This window comes from Fibrobacter sp. UWB11 (assembly GCF_900143015.1).
GTDB lineage: Bacteria > Fibrobacterota > Fibrobacteria > Fibrobacterales > Fibrobacteraceae > Fibrobacter.
Genome location: NZ_FSRT01000001.1, coordinates 1,753,521 through 1,768,804, shown reverse-complemented (window position 1 = coordinate 1,768,804; position 15,284 = coordinate 1,753,521). Strand labels below are relative to the sequence as shown.

Annotated in this window: 15 protein-coding genes; all 15 read left to right on the top strand. The window is 47.0% G+C overall.

The genetic code is table 11. The annotated features are described in order from the left end of the window. Positions 1-40: 40 nt before the first annotated feature. On the top strand, positions 41-832 hold the full coding sequence (locus BUQ91_RS07400; RefSeq protein WP_074208719.1) for an amino acid ABC transporter substrate-binding protein: 792 nt from the start codon (positions 41-43) through the stop codon (positions 830-832). A gap of 48 nt (positions 833-880) precedes the next feature. Then, positions 881-1,663, top strand: a complete 783-nt coding sequence (locus tag BUQ91_RS07395; RefSeq protein WP_074208718.1) for a transporter substrate-binding domain-containing protein — start codon at positions 881-883, stop codon at positions 1,661-1,663. A 27-nt stretch (positions 1,664-1,690) separates the two neighbouring features. Beyond that, positions 1,691-2,350, top strand: coding sequence for an amino acid ABC transporter permease (locus BUQ91_RS07390; RefSeq protein WP_074208717.1), 660 nt, complete (start codon positions 1,691-1,693; stop codon positions 2,348-2,350). 8 nt (positions 2,351-2,358) lie between these two features. After that, a complete protein-coding gene (locus tag BUQ91_RS07385; RefSeq protein ID WP_074208716.1) occupies positions 2,359-3,186 on the top strand; it encodes an amino acid ABC transporter ATP-binding protein in 828 nt (275 codons plus the stop codon). Positions 3,187-3,261: 75 nt separating this feature from the next. After that, on the top strand, positions 3,262-3,957 hold the full coding sequence (locus tag BUQ91_RS07380; RefSeq protein ID WP_072827007.1) for a porin family protein: 696 nt from the start codon (positions 3,262-3,264) through the stop codon (positions 3,955-3,957). A 197-nt stretch (positions 3,958-4,154) separates the two neighbouring features. Then, positions 4,155-5,084, top strand: coding sequence for a porin family protein (locus BUQ91_RS07375; RefSeq protein WP_074208715.1), 930 nt, complete (start codon positions 4,155-4,157; stop codon positions 5,082-5,084). 129 nt (positions 5,085-5,213) lie between these two features. Beyond that, positions 5,214-5,915, top strand: coding sequence for a RadC family protein (gene radC, locus BUQ91_RS07370; protein WP_074208714.1), 702 nt, complete (start codon positions 5,214-5,216; stop codon positions 5,913-5,915). 170 nt (positions 5,916-6,085) lie between these two features. Next, complete coding sequence (locus tag BUQ91_RS07365) at positions 6,086-8,419, top strand: OmpA family protein (protein WP_074208713.1); 2,334 nt, start codon at positions 6,086-6,088, stop codon at positions 8,417-8,419. A gap of 285 nt (positions 8,420-8,704) precedes the next feature. After that, on the top strand, positions 8,705-8,947 hold the full coding sequence (locus BUQ91_RS07360) for a hypothetical protein (RefSeq protein WP_074208712.1): 243 nt from the start codon (positions 8,705-8,707) through the stop codon (positions 8,945-8,947). Between the two features lie 95 nt (positions 8,948-9,042). Beyond that, positions 9,043-9,855, top strand: coding sequence for a thymidylate synthase (locus tag BUQ91_RS07355; RefSeq protein WP_072827012.1), 813 nt, complete (start codon positions 9,043-9,045; stop codon positions 9,853-9,855). Then, a complete protein-coding gene (locus tag BUQ91_RS07350; RefSeq protein WP_074208711.1) occupies positions 9,855-10,844 on the top strand; it encodes a metallophosphoesterase in 990 nt (329 codons plus the stop codon). The genes BUQ91_RS07355 and BUQ91_RS07350 overlap by 1 nt, the downstream gene beginning before the upstream one ends. A 130-nt stretch (positions 10,845-10,974) precedes the next feature. Next, the gene (locus BUQ91_RS07345; RefSeq protein ID WP_072827014.1) at positions 10,975-12,282 is read left to right on the top strand and encodes a deoxyguanosinetriphosphate triphosphohydrolase; all 1,308 of its coding nucleotides are present in this window, start codon (positions 10,975-10,977) and stop codon (positions 12,280-12,282) included. A 5-nt stretch (positions 12,283-12,287) separates the two neighbouring features. Further along, on the top strand, positions 12,288-12,986 hold the full coding sequence (locus BUQ91_RS07340; protein ID WP_074208710.1) for an HAD family hydrolase: 699 nt from the start codon (positions 12,288-12,290) through the stop codon (positions 12,984-12,986). A gap of 117 nt (positions 12,987-13,103) precedes the next feature. After that, complete coding sequence (locus tag BUQ91_RS07335) at positions 13,104-13,910, top strand: metal ABC transporter permease (RefSeq protein ID WP_072827016.1); 807 nt, start codon at positions 13,104-13,106, stop codon at positions 13,908-13,910. Positions 13,911-13,920: 10 nt separating this feature from the next. Next, positions 13,921-15,033, top strand: a complete 1,113-nt coding sequence (locus BUQ91_RS07330) for a hypothetical protein (protein ID WP_072827017.1) — start codon at positions 13,921-13,923, stop codon at positions 15,031-15,033. Positions 15,034-15,284 lie beyond the last annotated feature (251 nt).

Genomic DNA, 15,284 nt, shown 5'->3' with positions numbered 1-15,284 from the left:
TTTCCTATATTTCCTTCAGAAATTAAAAAAGGAATCTAAGATGAAAAAATTTTTTGCAATTCTTGCGACGGTAGCTTGCGCCGCATTCCTCTCTGCCTGCAATGAACAGAAGTCCGAAACAAAGTCCAACGCCGATGACTCCTTCAATAAGGTCAAGGCCGCGGGCGTGTTTGTGCTCGGCCTCGACGATTCTTTCCCGCCGATGGGCTTCCGCGACAAGGACAACAACATCGTGGGCTTTGATATTGACCTCGCGACAGAAGTTTGCGCTCGCTTGGGCATCAAGCTCAAGACCCAGCCGATTTCCTGGGACGCCAAGGAACAGGAACTGAATACCGGCAAGATTGACTGCATCTGGAACGGCATGAGTGTTGATTCTGATCGCGCTAGGGTCATGAACTTGAGCGATGCATACCTCAAGAACCGCATGATTTTCACGGTGAAGGACAAGGCTATCACGAACCTCGCTGCTCTCGCTGGCAAGAAGATTGCCGTGCAGAACGGTTCTACCGCCCAGAAGCTTTTGGACGCTTCCGATGCTGGTAAGGCTGCCAAGGAAATCGTTCCGTTTGACGACAACCAGACGGCTCTCATGGATTTGGACAAGGGCGGTGTTGATGCCGTGTTCCTGGACGAAATCGTGGCCAAGTACTGGATTGTGACGAACGCGAAGGACTACACGGTGCTCGAGGAAGGCCTCTCCGACGAAGTCTACGCTGTGGGTTTCCGCAAGAAGGACCAGGCTCTCCGTGACTCTGTGAATAATGTCCTCGCTGCAATGAAAAAAGACGGCAAATTTGATGAAATTTCTGCCAAGTGGTTCGGCAAATAAATCCTTATTTATTGAAATATTTTTATTTTGATGAATAAGGAGAATAAAATGAAAAAATTATTTGCGCCGATAGCTGTATTCGCTATTGCCTTGCTGTGGGGATGCAGCGAAAAGAAGGAAGTCTCTTTTAATTCCGACTTGTCTTATGAAAAGGTAAAATCGGCCGGCGTATTGGTTCTAGGGCATATGGGCGCGTTCCCGCCGATGGGCTTTTATGACAAGGATAGCAATGTTGTCGGTTTTGACATTGATGTTGCAACCGAAGTCTGTGCGCGCATGGGCGTGAAGCTCAAACCCCAATTGATTTCCTGGAAAATTAAGGAAAATGAACTGAATTTTGGTAATGTTGATTGTATTTGGAATGGCATGAGTGTGGATAGCGCCCGTGCTGCTTCGATGAACCTGAGCGATCCTTATCTTATGAACCGTTTGGTTTTTATGGTAAAGGATAAGTCTATCGAACATCTTGACGCCCTCAAGGGAAAAAAGATTGCCGTACAGAAGGCATCGACTTCTGAACCCGTGTTGATGAATTCCGAATTAGGAAAGGTGGTCGAAGTTAATGCGTATGAAAGTATGGAATTGGCTATTGAAGCTTTGGTTGCCGGAAATGTTGATGCCGTCTTTATGGACGAAGTCTTTGCCAAATACTGGAATGTAACGCATGGTACAAACTATCCGATTCTTGACGAAGGTAAATACAAAGAAGTCTATGCAATTGGCTTCCGCAAGCAAGATCAGGCATTGCGTGATTCTGTGAATGCGGCTCTTGCTTCTATGAAAAACGATGGCAAATTTGCAGCAATTTCGGCCAAGTGGTTTGGTAAATAAGTTGGGGGCGGCGAGGTTGTTTGTTTGATGTCTGATTTAAACAGTTTACTTCCGGTCCTTTGGGGCGGCTTCTGCACAACGCTTGCAATTTTTGCGCTCACGCTCCTGTTCTCGATCCCTCTTGGGCTCCTTATTGCTGTACTCAAGATGAGCCGTTACCGCATCGTGCGTTACCCGGTGTCGTTCTACATCTCGGTGATGCGTGGCACTCCGCTGCTTTTGCAGATTGTGGCGATTTACTTTGGCTCGTATTACCTGAGCGAATATGCGGGCGTGGATCTCTCGTTTGACCGTTTTCCGGCAGTGATTGTCGCGTTTTCGATAAACTATGCTGCATATTTTGCCGAAATCTTTCGCGGTGGTATCCAGTCGATTCCTAAAGGTCAGTACGAAGCGGCCTACATGTTGGGACTCACTCGTGCTCAGACTTTTTACCGCATTATTCTCCCGCAAGTTGCAAAACGTGTTGTGCCTGCAAGTGCAAACGAAGTCATTACGCTCGTGAAAGATACTTCGCTAGCGCAGGTGATTGCCGTGACGGAACTTTTTGCGCTTGCCAAAAAGCAGCAGGCGGCCTATGCAAGCATATACCCGTTGTTTGTGGCAGGCGTTTTCTATTATGTGGCGAACTTGCTTTTGAGCATGGTCTTTGCTTACGTTGAACGCAAACTCAATTATTACAAGTGAGGCGTAGCATGGATTCTGCTAATGTTCAGTCTGTAATTATAAACGATGCCGCTCTCGATTTGAAAACTCCGATTCTCGAAGTTAAGCACTTAAAAAAATCTTTTGGCGACTTGCATGTGCTCAAGGATATTTCGTTCGATCTTAAGGCGGGCGAGGTGCTTTCGATTATTGGACCATCCGGCTCTGGCAAAAGCACGCTACTCCGTTGCCTTACCCAGCTTGAATCGTTCGAGGCGGGCGAGGTTAAAGTCGATGGCAAGGATATGGTTATTCCAGGTTCTTGCATTGGCGGGAACATTAAGTACGCTCCAGCAAAGGTCTTGCGCGAAATTCGTCTTTCGACAGGTCTTGTGTTCCAGAACTTTAACTTGTTCCCGCATTTGACCGTACTCCAGAACTTGACGCTTGCGCCAATCCGCGTGCTGGGCGATTCCCGTGAAGATGCTCGTGCGCTTGCTCGATTCTTGCTCAAACAGATGGGCCTTGAAGGCAAGGAAAAATCTTACCCGTGTGAACTCTCGGGTGGTCAGCAACAGCGTGTTTCCATTGCGCGTGCGCTTGCATTAAAGCCAAAGATTCTTTTCTTTGATGAACCGACTAGTGCTCTGGATCCGGAACTGACGGGCGAAGTTCTCAAGATTATCAAGAAACTTGCAGAAGACCGCATGACGATGGTCATCGTGACGCACGAAATGGCGTTTGCCCGCGATGTCGCAAATAAAGTCATTTTCATGGATCAGGGCGTTGTCGTGGAACAGGGAACGCCAGACTTTGTGTTCAATCAATCTCAAAACAAACGATTAAGCTCATTCTTGGAACGCTTTTCTCGAAGCTAGTTCTCCTTTTTTTATTTTATGTGAACCATAGAAGAATTATTTTCTTTTATGGGAAAGTTTAAAAAAGGAGTTAGAATGAAACGTTTTATAGCTACGTTGGCTGTTGCGCTGATGTGCTTATGCCCCAATGCGTTTGCCGTTGATGATCCCCCTGTAGAACAATTCATCACCGGTGTCCATGTGGGGATGGGCTTGGGTGGCTACTGGGATTATCCATCAGAATATTTGGGAAGCAATGAATGGATGAACGTGGCTTTTGATTTGGGTTGCGCGTTCAACATCAGAGTCAACCGGTATTTGAGCGTTGTGCCGGAATTGAATTTTGGCATGGTTATAAGCTCTAGAGATGCTGGTTCTGTTTCTTATTATGACGTTTCTGAAAATCGCGGTGCATATGGATTCAGAATTCCTGTCGCCGTTCGTTTTACTCCGCATCGGCAATTTTATCTTGAATCTGGAGCCCGCGTGAGCCTGAACTTTGCCTCTTCTCATACCTTTAGCGGATCGGACATTGATGGCAATACGATTTCGGTTTCGAGATCAGGGAACTGGGAACCAAAGACTTTTGTGCCGTCCCTTATCTTTGGTCTTGGCGGTACCTTCAGGGCCGATGATCATCATGATATTGATGTTGGTGCACGCTTTGTTCTTGATGTTGGCGGTATTGAAAAATATGACGAATTTTACGTTGAACATAGCGTTGTGAAAAACAAGACAAAGGTGTGGAATATACAGCTTGTTGTCAATTATTATTTCGGTTCACGACTCTAATTGCTTTTAAATTAAAAGATTAATACATCCAAATTTGCTTTTTTTGAGCAAATTTAGCGGTGTAGAAGAAGAATGGAACTTTTTTGAAACTTTTTTGTAAAAGGGACTGGAAATGTTGTTCTTCTTTTTTGTATTTTAAACCCTATCAAATAAAATCGAATTTATAACAGCACCGGATGTTGTTTTAAGGAGAAAAAATGAAAAAGTTTATGATTGCTTCTGCTATAGCCATGATGTGCCTTAGCGCAAACGCCTTTGCCGAAGATGATGGCTACGGTAACGACATCCCGCCTGCAAGGTCCGAAGGCACTGTCGATGACGGCTATGGCAACAAGTTGCCGGTAAGTAATGAACCTGAGTACAAAACCTTTGAAGAAGCTCGTGCTTCGTCTTATGGCAGTCCCAGCAATAGCAGTAGCAATAACCAGGGCATGCGTTCTCGTTTGGGTGTCCATCTTGGTCTTGGTGTTGCCTTTGTGGCAAATTATCCGACCGATAAAGATTTCGTAAAGCAGTATGGCGATAACGAATGGGTCGGTGTCTCTGGGGATATCGGTCTTATCTTCATGATGCCTTTAAATCCAATTCTTTCTTTTGTTCCTGAATTGAATTTTGGGCTTGGCTATCTTTCTGAAGAAATCAAGGGTGCAGGTGGTGACGATGATTTCTGGGGTGAATACAAGGTAAATGACGCAAAGTCGTTCTACAATATCAATATCCCGCTCATGTTGCGCTTGCATACCTCGTATGTGTATCTCGAAGGCGGTATTCGTCTTAGCTTCAATTTCGACACGGACCATGAATACGAATATACGGACGCGGCAGGTGAACCTCTGAAGTATTATGATCCTAAGGATGGTGAATATAAGACCGTTAAGCGCGCTGCAGAAGATGAATGGAAAATCAAGACGTTCATTCCGTCCGTTGTTGGTGGTATTGGTACTTCATTCTCCGCTAGCGGGTTGCAATGTGATTTGGGCCTCCGCTTTATTTGGGACCTTAGAGGAATTGAAGACAGGGACACAGAAATCTATGCTTCTGCAAATAATACAATACACATAGCAAAGGTTGTTGAAAACAAATCGAGCTTGTTTGCTCTTCAGCTTGTATTCAATGTATTCTTTTAATGCCTAACCCCGAAAGGTTCAACTTTCGGTAACGGCTGCATCAAAAAATTTTTTTTCAAAAAATTTTAGTACAAAAGCCTGTAAAAAGCGTGTTTATATAGCAGAACCCTTTTTACAGGAGATACATGGATGAATCATAATCAGGTGGCCTTGCTTGCAAGGCCCGAATTTAATTTGATGCCGCGTGAAAAAATGGAATACGCCGGTGTCAGCGCTTTGAGCAACGAAGAACTGTTGGCAATTATTTTGGGGAGTGGTTGCCATGATTGTGATGTCTTTGAACTTGCTCGGCGCCTTTCTCAATTCTTGTCGACAGAAACTTCGGTCCCTACGCTTGCAAGTCTTAAGCGAATTCGTGGACTTGGAAAAGTCAAGGCCGCACAAATTTTGGCGTGTCTGGAACTTTCGGGTCGCTTTATTTTAAGCGACAAGGCGATTCCCGTTTCTGTTCCCGAAGATGTACTTTCGCGTGTCTCGTACATGAAATACGAATCGCAGGAACATCTGGTTGTTATCTCGTTAAACTCGGCAAATTACATCATTCGCGTTCATGAACTCACGACTGGACTTGTAAATCAGACTCCTGTGCACCCGCGTGAGGCCTTTGCTTTGGCTATCGAGGACCGCGCCGTATCTGTGATTTTTGTCCACAATCACCCCTCGGGCTCGTTAGAACCTAGTCCCGAAGACATGTCGATTACGCGTGTTCTCTGCGCATCAGGTAAAATTTTGCAAATACCGGTTTTGGATCATATAATCATTGGTAAAAGTGGGTTTACAAGCCTATGCCGTTGTTATCCGGAAATCTTCGAAAGCACGTTTTATAAATAAAAATGTGTAAAAAAAAATCAATCAAATGGCGAAAATTAAATTTTATGTATTATTTATCCATTAATTTGCGTTAGAAAAAGTGCGGACTTTTTTTTAAAGAGTTATATTTCACGTATACATTACTATAAGTACAACTCTAGACAAGGGTTGGTCAAAATCAAGGAGACTCTATGAAACGAGTAGCAATGGGATTGGCCCTGGCTTTGGCGGCATCATCCGCCTTCGCTGGTCACGCCAATACGATTAACAAGACGGGCTTCGTCGGTGTCAATAAGACACAGTCAGCTCAGTCTCTTGGTCATTCTAAGCTTGTGTTTACAGCTTTGGGCGATTATACATTTGGAAATAGCATGTTCAAGGCTGATCCTGAGAACGGATTTCCTTATGTGATGCAGAACGAATACTATGCTCAGAAGGCTGAAGTTGCAAACTATAGCGGTATCAGTGCCTATGTCGGCCTCGCTATTGGTCTTTTGGACTATTTCGATATCGGTGTAACGTTGCCGGTCTTCTATGACCAGTTCAACGGCAACTCCGTTTGCGGTGAAGAACCGGGCTGCAATGGCGCTCCTCTCGCCGGTACGAAGGTTGGCTACATCGGTAACGTGACTGCTAGCTTGAAGGCTCGCGCTCCGATTCCGGCAGATGTGCCTATCGACTTCGCTGCTTTCTTCAGATATTCTTTCAAGACTTCCAAGAACTCCAAGCAGGGTATCTGGATTCGTGAACCGGAATACATTGCCAAGGAAGTTGGCATGGCATTCCCGTACGGTACTGCTAAGTCCGTGATGACCGTCGGTGCCGCTTTGACGTTCGACCTTTCCAAGATTGACGTTATGCCACTCCTCGTTCATGTCAACGGTGGTTACCGTATGTCTATGGACAAGGCTTACATGTCTTTCCCGTTTGCAAGTGCAGCTCTTGAATTCTATGTGCTTGACTTCCTTTCCTTCTTCGGTGAATTCTACATGGATATTCAGACCGAAGACTTCGTCTGGAACCGCCAGACGACCGATGGTGCAGTCATTCCGGAAAAGCTCGACATGAAGCAGGTGACCGGTGGTGCCGTGTTCCACTTGCCGATCGGTCTTGACATCCAGCTCGGTGCATCTGTCTATGTTGGTAATGACAACATGGTTCACTTTGCACGCGTGATGGAAAACGAAGAAAACTTCCTCACCGGTATCAAGGCTACCAAGACTCGCGTGAACCCGCAGCTCGCCTTGTTCGGTGGTCTTACTTGGTCCGGCTTCCTTGCTCCGCAGGACCGCGATGGCGACGGTGTGGCTGATGCCGATGACCGCTGCCCGGATGACTATGGTCATCGTTTGAACGGCGGCTGCCCGATGGGTAACCCGGATAGCGACGAAGATGGTGTCTGCGACGCTTGGGTTTCCGAAAAGGGTATGCTTGACGAATTCCGTAATGTTTGCGAAGGTATCGACCAGTGCCCGACCGAAAAGGGTAACAACTCCAATGGCTGCCCGTCCGATGATCCGGACCCGGATAAGGATGGCGTTTGCGATTCTTGGGTAAGCCAGAAGGGTCAGCTTGATCAGTTCAAGGATATTTGCGAAGGCATCGACCAGTGCCCGGCTGAAGCTGGTACGCTTGTCAACAATGGTTGCCCGGAAGACAATCCGGACCCGGATGGCGACGGTCTCTGCTCTCCGTGGGTTACCGACAAGAACAAGCTTGATCAGTACACTGGCGTTTGCAAGGGCTACGACATGTGTCCGGGTGAAGCAGGTGCTGCCGGCAATAAGGGCTGCCCGTGGGATGACCCGGATAGCGACGGCGACGGCGTTTGCGACGAATGGGTTGTACAGAAGAAGCTCGGCTACTACTTCGAAAAGGCTGCCGAAGATGAAGCTCTCGCTAAGGAATGGTTCATTGGCAAGTCCTGCAAGGGCCTTGACAAGTGCCCGCTCGAACACGGCGTGCCTGCATACGATGGCTGCCCGCTCCCGGATCCGGATCTTGACAAGGACGGCGTCTGCGATGCTTGGGTCACCGAAAAGAACATGTTCAACCTTTACGAAGGTGTCTGCGCTGGTCTTGACCGCTGCCCGAATGAAGCTGGCGATGATGGCTTCGGCTGCCCGAAGAAGAAGGTAGAAAAGCTCGAAGGTATCTCCTTCAAGAGCGGTTCTGCAACCGTCAACGCTAACGCTAAGAGAATCCTTAAGGGTATCGCTCAGAAGCTTAAGGAAGACGAAGCTTATAAGGATCTCAAGATTGTGATCCAGGGTCATACCGACAACCGCGGTAAGGCAAAGAAGAACCTCAAGCTCTCTGACCGCCGTGCTAAGGCTGTTATGAAGCAGCTCACGAAGTTCGGTGTTGCCAAGAACCGCATCAAGGCTGTTGGTCTCGGCTCTACCTGCCCGGTTGACGATAACTCTACGGCAGATGGTCGCGAAATGAACCGTCGTATTGAAATGCACTTCGTCACACCGGAAAATGACGGTATGAAGTGCGAAAGCAACTACGTTGGTGACTAATACCTTTTAGAGTCTCAAACAAAGCCCCGGGCATAAGCCCGGGGCTTTTCTTATATAATAGATTCAAGGTATTCCGCCAAACAACGTCATCGCGAGCATCGAAGATGCGTGGCGATCCATCGAGTTCCATGATTCCGGAGTCGCCTTTCATTGTCACCCCGGATTTATTGCGCAAGCGCAATGCCCTTCGGCTCAGCTATGTCAAAGAAATAAATTCTTTGACGCAGCGTTCGCCTCGTTTGCCTTTCCGGGGTCGCCTTTTTTTTAGATTTCTACATTTGCAATATGACAAAACTTGATGAAATTCTGACCGCAAATAACTTTAGCAATCACGACCTTGTCGAGATGCTCCCAGTGAACTTGAACCATAAGATGGTGCAGAAGGCACGCCTTGGCAAGAAGCCCGTTCCCAAGCACTCGCAGGACTTAATATTGCAGGCTTTGAACAAACTCTTGCAGCAAAATGCCGCCGAAGTCGAAGGCAAAGTTGCCAAGCAGTACAAGCGCGTGGATTTGTTTGGGGAGTGAGTTTCGAGTTCTGAGTTACTAGTTACTAGAAAATTTCATATTAAGAATTCTAGTAACTACTAACTATTAACTAGTAACTTTTATATAATTACAATATGCAGCAATACTTAGATCTTCTCAAAGATATTATCGATAACGGTGTGGACCGTTCCGACCGCACTGGCACCGGCACTCGTTCTGTGTTTGGCCGCCAGACTCGTTTTGACCTTTCCAAAGGCTTCCCGTGCCTTACGACCAAGAAACTTCACTTGCGCAGTATCATTCACGAACTGTTGTGGTTCTTGAAGGGTGATACGAACATCAAGTACTTGCACGACAACAAGGTTACGATTTGGGACGAATGGGCCGATGAAAATGGCGACTTGGGTCCGGTTTACGGTCACCAGTGGCGTTCTTGGCCGACTCCCGATGGTGGACACATTGACCAAATAGCAAACCTCATTAACAGTCTTAAGAACAATCCGGATTCTCGACGTCACTTGGTTTGTGCCTGGAACGTCGCTGAAGTCGACAAGATGGCTTTGCCGCCGTGCCATTGCCTGTTCCAGTTCTACGTGGGCGGTGTAGGTGCTAGTGGCAAGCGCAAGCTCAGCTGTCAGCTTTACCAGCGCAGTGCCGACATGTTCCTCGGCGTACCGTTCAACATTGCATCGTACTCGCTCTTGACGATGATGCTTGCTCAGGTCTGCGGTTACGAAGCCGGTGAGTTTGTCCATACTTTCGGCGACTTGCATTTGTACAGCAATCACTTTGACCAGGCTCGTGAACAGCTTTCGCGTACACCGCGTGCACTCCCGACGATGAAGATGAATCCTGATGTCAAGGATTTGTTCGATTTCAAGTTCGAAGATTTTGAACTTGTGAATTATGATCCGTGGCCGACTATCAAGGCTCCGATTGCGGTTTAATGAACGCTTCGATTGACTTCATTGGCGATATTCATGGGCACTACGATGAACTCGTGGTGCTCCTTAAAAAGTTAGGCTACCAAGAGCAGGGGGGCGCGTATCGCTATCCGGGCAATGCTCGAACGGTTGTCTTTTTAGGCGATTATATCGACCGTGGAAGTCATGCTCGCGAAACTGTAAATCTTGTGCGGGCCATGCGCGATGCGGGTTCTGCAGTTGCGTTGATGGGCAATCACGAATTCAATGCGCTTAGCTTTTGGCAAGAGAATGGAGCTGGTGGGCGACCTATAAAAGCAATTCATGGCGGCTATTTGCGTGAACATACTTTTAACAAAGTAGCGATTCACGTGAAGACTGTAGAAAGCTATCGCGGGCGCAAGGCTGAATTTCAGGAAATGCTCGATTTCCTCAAGACGCTCCCGTTTTACTTGGAAACGGACTTGTTCCGTGCGCAGCACGCCTGCTTTGACTTGAAATGCGCCGAAGTGCTTAAAGCCGAAGGCATCCGTTCTTTTACGGATGGCAATTTCGATGAGCTGATTGCTCGTGCGAACGACAAGAATGACGAATACGATGATTCGCTGTATTGGCCGATAAGTTTGTTCTTAAAGGGCCCGGAATTGGATTTGCCGGAAGGCGTGACGTTCCGAGATGCTGAAGGTGTACTCCGTAAGCGTACGCGAATCCGTTGGTGGATTAATCCGAAAAACGTCAACTTGCAGGAACTCAGTTTCCAGCCGGGTGTGGAATTGCCTCCGCTCGAAGTGCCGCTTGAAATTCAGACTCGCGATTTCTATGGCGAAAATGAACGTCCTGTTTTCTTTGGACATTATTGGTTGACGGGACTCCCTGAACTTATTCGTGATAACGTTTGCTGCTTGGATTACAGCGTTGCTGGTTACCGCGGTGACGGGCGCCTCGTTGCTTACCGTTTTGATGGCGAGCAGAAACTGGATAACCGTAAGTTCGTCTCGGTCGCCGCTATGTAGGAGTTAGGTTGTAGGTCATAGGTAATAGGAAATATCCATGCATTTTATGCATCTGTATAGGGCGGCGAAGCCGCGATTCTTTACCTAACGCCTAATACCTAAAGCCTATAACCTTTCTATATTTTATAATATGCTACAATGGGATACGCTTCTTTCTGCAACGCGTTACGGTCACCCGGCCGATCCGGACCCGAACCGTTCTGACTTCCATCGCGATTACGACCGCATCGTTTTTTCTACTGCTTTTCGTCGCTTAGGCCGCAAGACTCAGGTTCACCCGTTCTCGGTGAATGACCATGTTCACAGCCGTCTTACGCACAGCCTCGAAGTTTCGAGCGTGGGCCGTAGCCTTGCGATTACGGTGTATCACTTGATTAAAAAGCATTTGCCGAAGTATGTGAACGAATACCAGTTCGGAACGATTGTACAGTCGGCATGCTTGGCGCACGATATCGGTAACCCTCCGTTTGGCCATGCGGGCGAAGCCGCTATCCGCGAATGGTTCCGCAAGAATCGTCATTCCGCACCGATGTCCGAAATGAGTGACAAGGAAATTGCGGACTTCGAAAATTTTGATGGTAATGCACAAGGCCATCGCATCTTGAGCAAACTGGAATACCATTTCCTCGATGGTGGCATGCGCTTAACGTACGCAACGATCGGTTCGATGATCAAGTATCCGCGACTTGCTTATTACGGTTGCCCTACAAGTTTGTTTAGAACTGAAGCCGAACTCTACCGCGAAACGGCAGAAATCCTTGGTATTCCTGAAATTGAAAACGGCGTGTGGGCTCGCCATCCGCTCGTGTACTTGATGGAAGCTGCAGATGACATTTGCTATTCCATCCTCGATGTTGAAGATGCAATTGAACTTGGCATTTTGACGTTTGGCGATGTGCGCAATATGTTTAGTTTCTTGTGCGGTCCGGACGTGGATATCGATCGCGAGTTTGAAGAAAATGGCCAGAACTTCAGAGACTTCCTCAGCAGCATTCGTGGACGTGCTATCCAGAATTTGATTGATGACGTGGCTGTGCTTTTTGTGAAGCATTACGACCGCATCATGGAAGGAACGCTCGACAAGCATTTGATTGACCTTTCCCGTTCCGATACGATGGAAGGCATTCGCATTGCAAAGCGTTTGGGCGTGGAACGCATTTATCCTGACCGCCGCAAGACGGAACTTGAAGTCGGTAGTTACACGACGCTTAGCACCGTGCTTGATGCATTTATCAACGGCGTTTACGATTATCGTCAAAACGGTCGCAACTCGTACCGTGCAAACAGAATTGTACGCCTTATCGGGCAGGCTAAAATTGGGCAGAGTGTCACGACTGCCGAAGCGTACCACCAGGTACTTGACTTTGTGAGCGGCATGACGGATAATTATGCAACGTACTTGGCTCGTCAAATTGGCGGCCTTGCCATGGGATATTAATCAAGGTGAGTGCGTTGAACGACGGCATAAAAAACGATGCTTCTAAAATTTGGTTGTTCGATTACGACCTGACGCTTTATGGCGAAGAGGAACGTTTTGTCTTAAATTCGCTCGATCACCGCATTGCTGAGTTTGTCCAAAAGACTGTGGGCGGTACGTTCGAAAGTGCAACGGAAATCCGCAAGGATTATCTGCATCGTTTTGGAACAACGCTTTCGGGCCTCATGGCAATGAACGGAATAGCGCCTGATGATTTCTTTGACTTTATTCATGAACCGGAATACTTAGTTTACCCCAAAGTATCGCCTGAAAAGTTTGCTCTACTAAAATCGCTTGTGGGGCACCGCTTTGTGTTTACGAATGGGCGAGGGGACTGGAGCCGCGCCGGTATGGCCCGCATGGAAATTGCGCCTGCCATTGAGGATGTTTTTGACCTCAAGCTAATGGATTGGGAAGGTAAACCGCACGTAAGCGCATACGAAAAGATTGAAAACTGGCTTGTGGCGCGAGGCGTTTTGGATGCAAATGCCAAAGAAAAGTCGCAAATTGTGCTGCTCGAAGATTCACTCCGCAATTTGGAACCCGCTCACGAACGCGGCTGGACTACAGTTCTTGTAAATCCTAACATACAAGCGCCCGATTGGGTGGATTTTCACATCCCGCATTTACTAAATTTACGGGAGAAGTTAATTACGAATCTATAACAGAGGTCTTTAGTCAATAGTCATTGGTCTTTAGTTTTTATAAGACGCCTTGGACGCGATTATTAAACAAAAGTCTATTGACTAATAACCAATAACTAATAACCAAAAGCTAAAAATATGCTCGACTTACTTTCCATGGATTTTATGCAGAACGCCCTGATTGCAGCGGTGCTTGTGGCCATTGCTTGCGGCGTGATGGGAACGTATGTCGTCGTGAACCGCCTCGTTTCGCTTTCGGGCGGTGTGGCGCATGCTTCATTTGGCGGTGTTGGGCTTGCTTGCTTTATCGGTTTTTCACCGATGCTTGGCGCGCTAGGTTTTGCTTTGGCTTGTGCGATGCTCATGGGCTCGCTTACTTGGCGTGACCGCAAACATGCCGATACGTTTATCGGGATTATCTGGGCTGCGGGTATGGCGCTTGGCGTGATTCTCACGGATTTAACGCCGGGTTATAGCAGTGAAATGATGAGTTTCTTGTTTGGTAGCCTGTTGACCGTGCCGACGGAACTTCTTTGGTGGATGGGCGCGTTGCTTGTGTTCATATTGGCATCAGTTTCTATTTGCTACCGTAACTTTCTATCGATTTCATATGATCCGGAATTTGCGCGTGTCCGCGGCATTCCCGTGCTGAACTATTACATGCTTTTGATTGCGCTGATTGCGCTCACGGTTGTGATTGCTGTGCAGGCGGTGGGCATGATTCTTGTGATTGCGCTTTTGACAATTCCTGCGTATATCGCGGAATGTTATGCCAAGAACTTGCTCCAGATGATGGTGATTTCGGTTCTGGTTTCGCTTGTGCTCGTTGTGCTTGGGCTTTTGGTTGCATGCCAGTTCAATTTTGTCGTGGGCCCCACGATTATTGCGGGTGGAGTTGTCATGTACTTGCTCAACTTTGCTGTAAAAAAGATTGTGAAAAAATAGGAGAGGGAAAATGTTTTCTAAATGGCGTATTTCGATCGCTTTCTTGTGCTCGTTTATGGCAACTTCGGCATTCTCTGCCGTTGCCCGTAATTCGTTTGACAACATGGATGTCAAGACATCTTATTCTGAACTGTTGCAAGAAAAGAATGCCCGTAACGATTCCTTGCTGCCTGCTTTCGATGGCGACAAGGCCTTTGCAGAAGTGCTCCGCTTGAATCCGAATTTCTGGAGTTTGGGCAGTGCCATCAACAAAGAAGAATCCCTCGTGACAAAGCTTCACGTCAATTTGATTTTTGTGGACGGTACTCGCGAAGACCCGTTCTGCGAACTCGATAAAGACGCAAAAAATACGGCAGATGAATGGAACGTGCGTATCGGTGCGGACTTTGTTTCGGCAGGTTCGAATACCGTGCATATTCACGTGCAGCAGTGCTTGGACTATGTTCGTGACCAGCTCGGTTACGCTATCAAGAAGGGTGACAAAATCGTACGTGTCCCGCCCAAGGAAGTTCTTGATAAAATCAAGAAAAGTGAAATCCCGGATGCAATCGATATCGATTTGCAACAGACTCTTTTGAAAGCTCATGAAGATGTGAACCTTACCGGCAAATGCCCCAAGGATATCGAAGCCTACATCATCCTCATGAATGTCTATAATCAAGTCAAGAAAATGAAGATGGACTACGTTGTCATCAACGATCAATTGAACAAGCACCGCAATGGCGGTTCCCGTGTGCAGTCGTGCGCCTTCAGCCGCGAATGGAACAAGCGCTACCAGGAAAGTGCTAGCTTCGAATGTGATATCGATAATGACCGCTGCACCTACCGCCAAGAAAATGATGGCGATACCGAATGGTCCATCAATTATGAAAAAGACCGCTTTGAATACATCAACAAAAAGTTCCTCTTCTTCAATCGCAATCCGATGAGTATCCACAAGGGTGGCACGATGATGGATTTGCGTCTTATTCGCCTCTCTACGACACTTTATCTTGAAGCCTACATCAATTTGAAGGGTGAACCTGTAACGCTTGGCCTTATCGTTGTTCCTGGCGACAAGAGCATCAAGGACTACGAAGACGATCGCCCGTCTTACGAAGAATCCCGCGAACTGACGGAATAATTTTGAGTTGTCACCTCGGCCTCCGTGCCGGGGTCGCCTTTTTTATTTGATTTCGCCAATTTTGAAACTTTTCAATATAATTTAAAGTATAAAAATGCTACTTTGCAATATTTTTCGGCATTTTTCACTTGATTTTGAAAAATGCGTAACTCTCAACGCTTATTCTGGGCGTTGATTTTTTTTAAATACATTCAAATAATTTGAATGTATTTTAAGACGAGTGTTTGGGTGCACTACAATTGTGTAGAAGG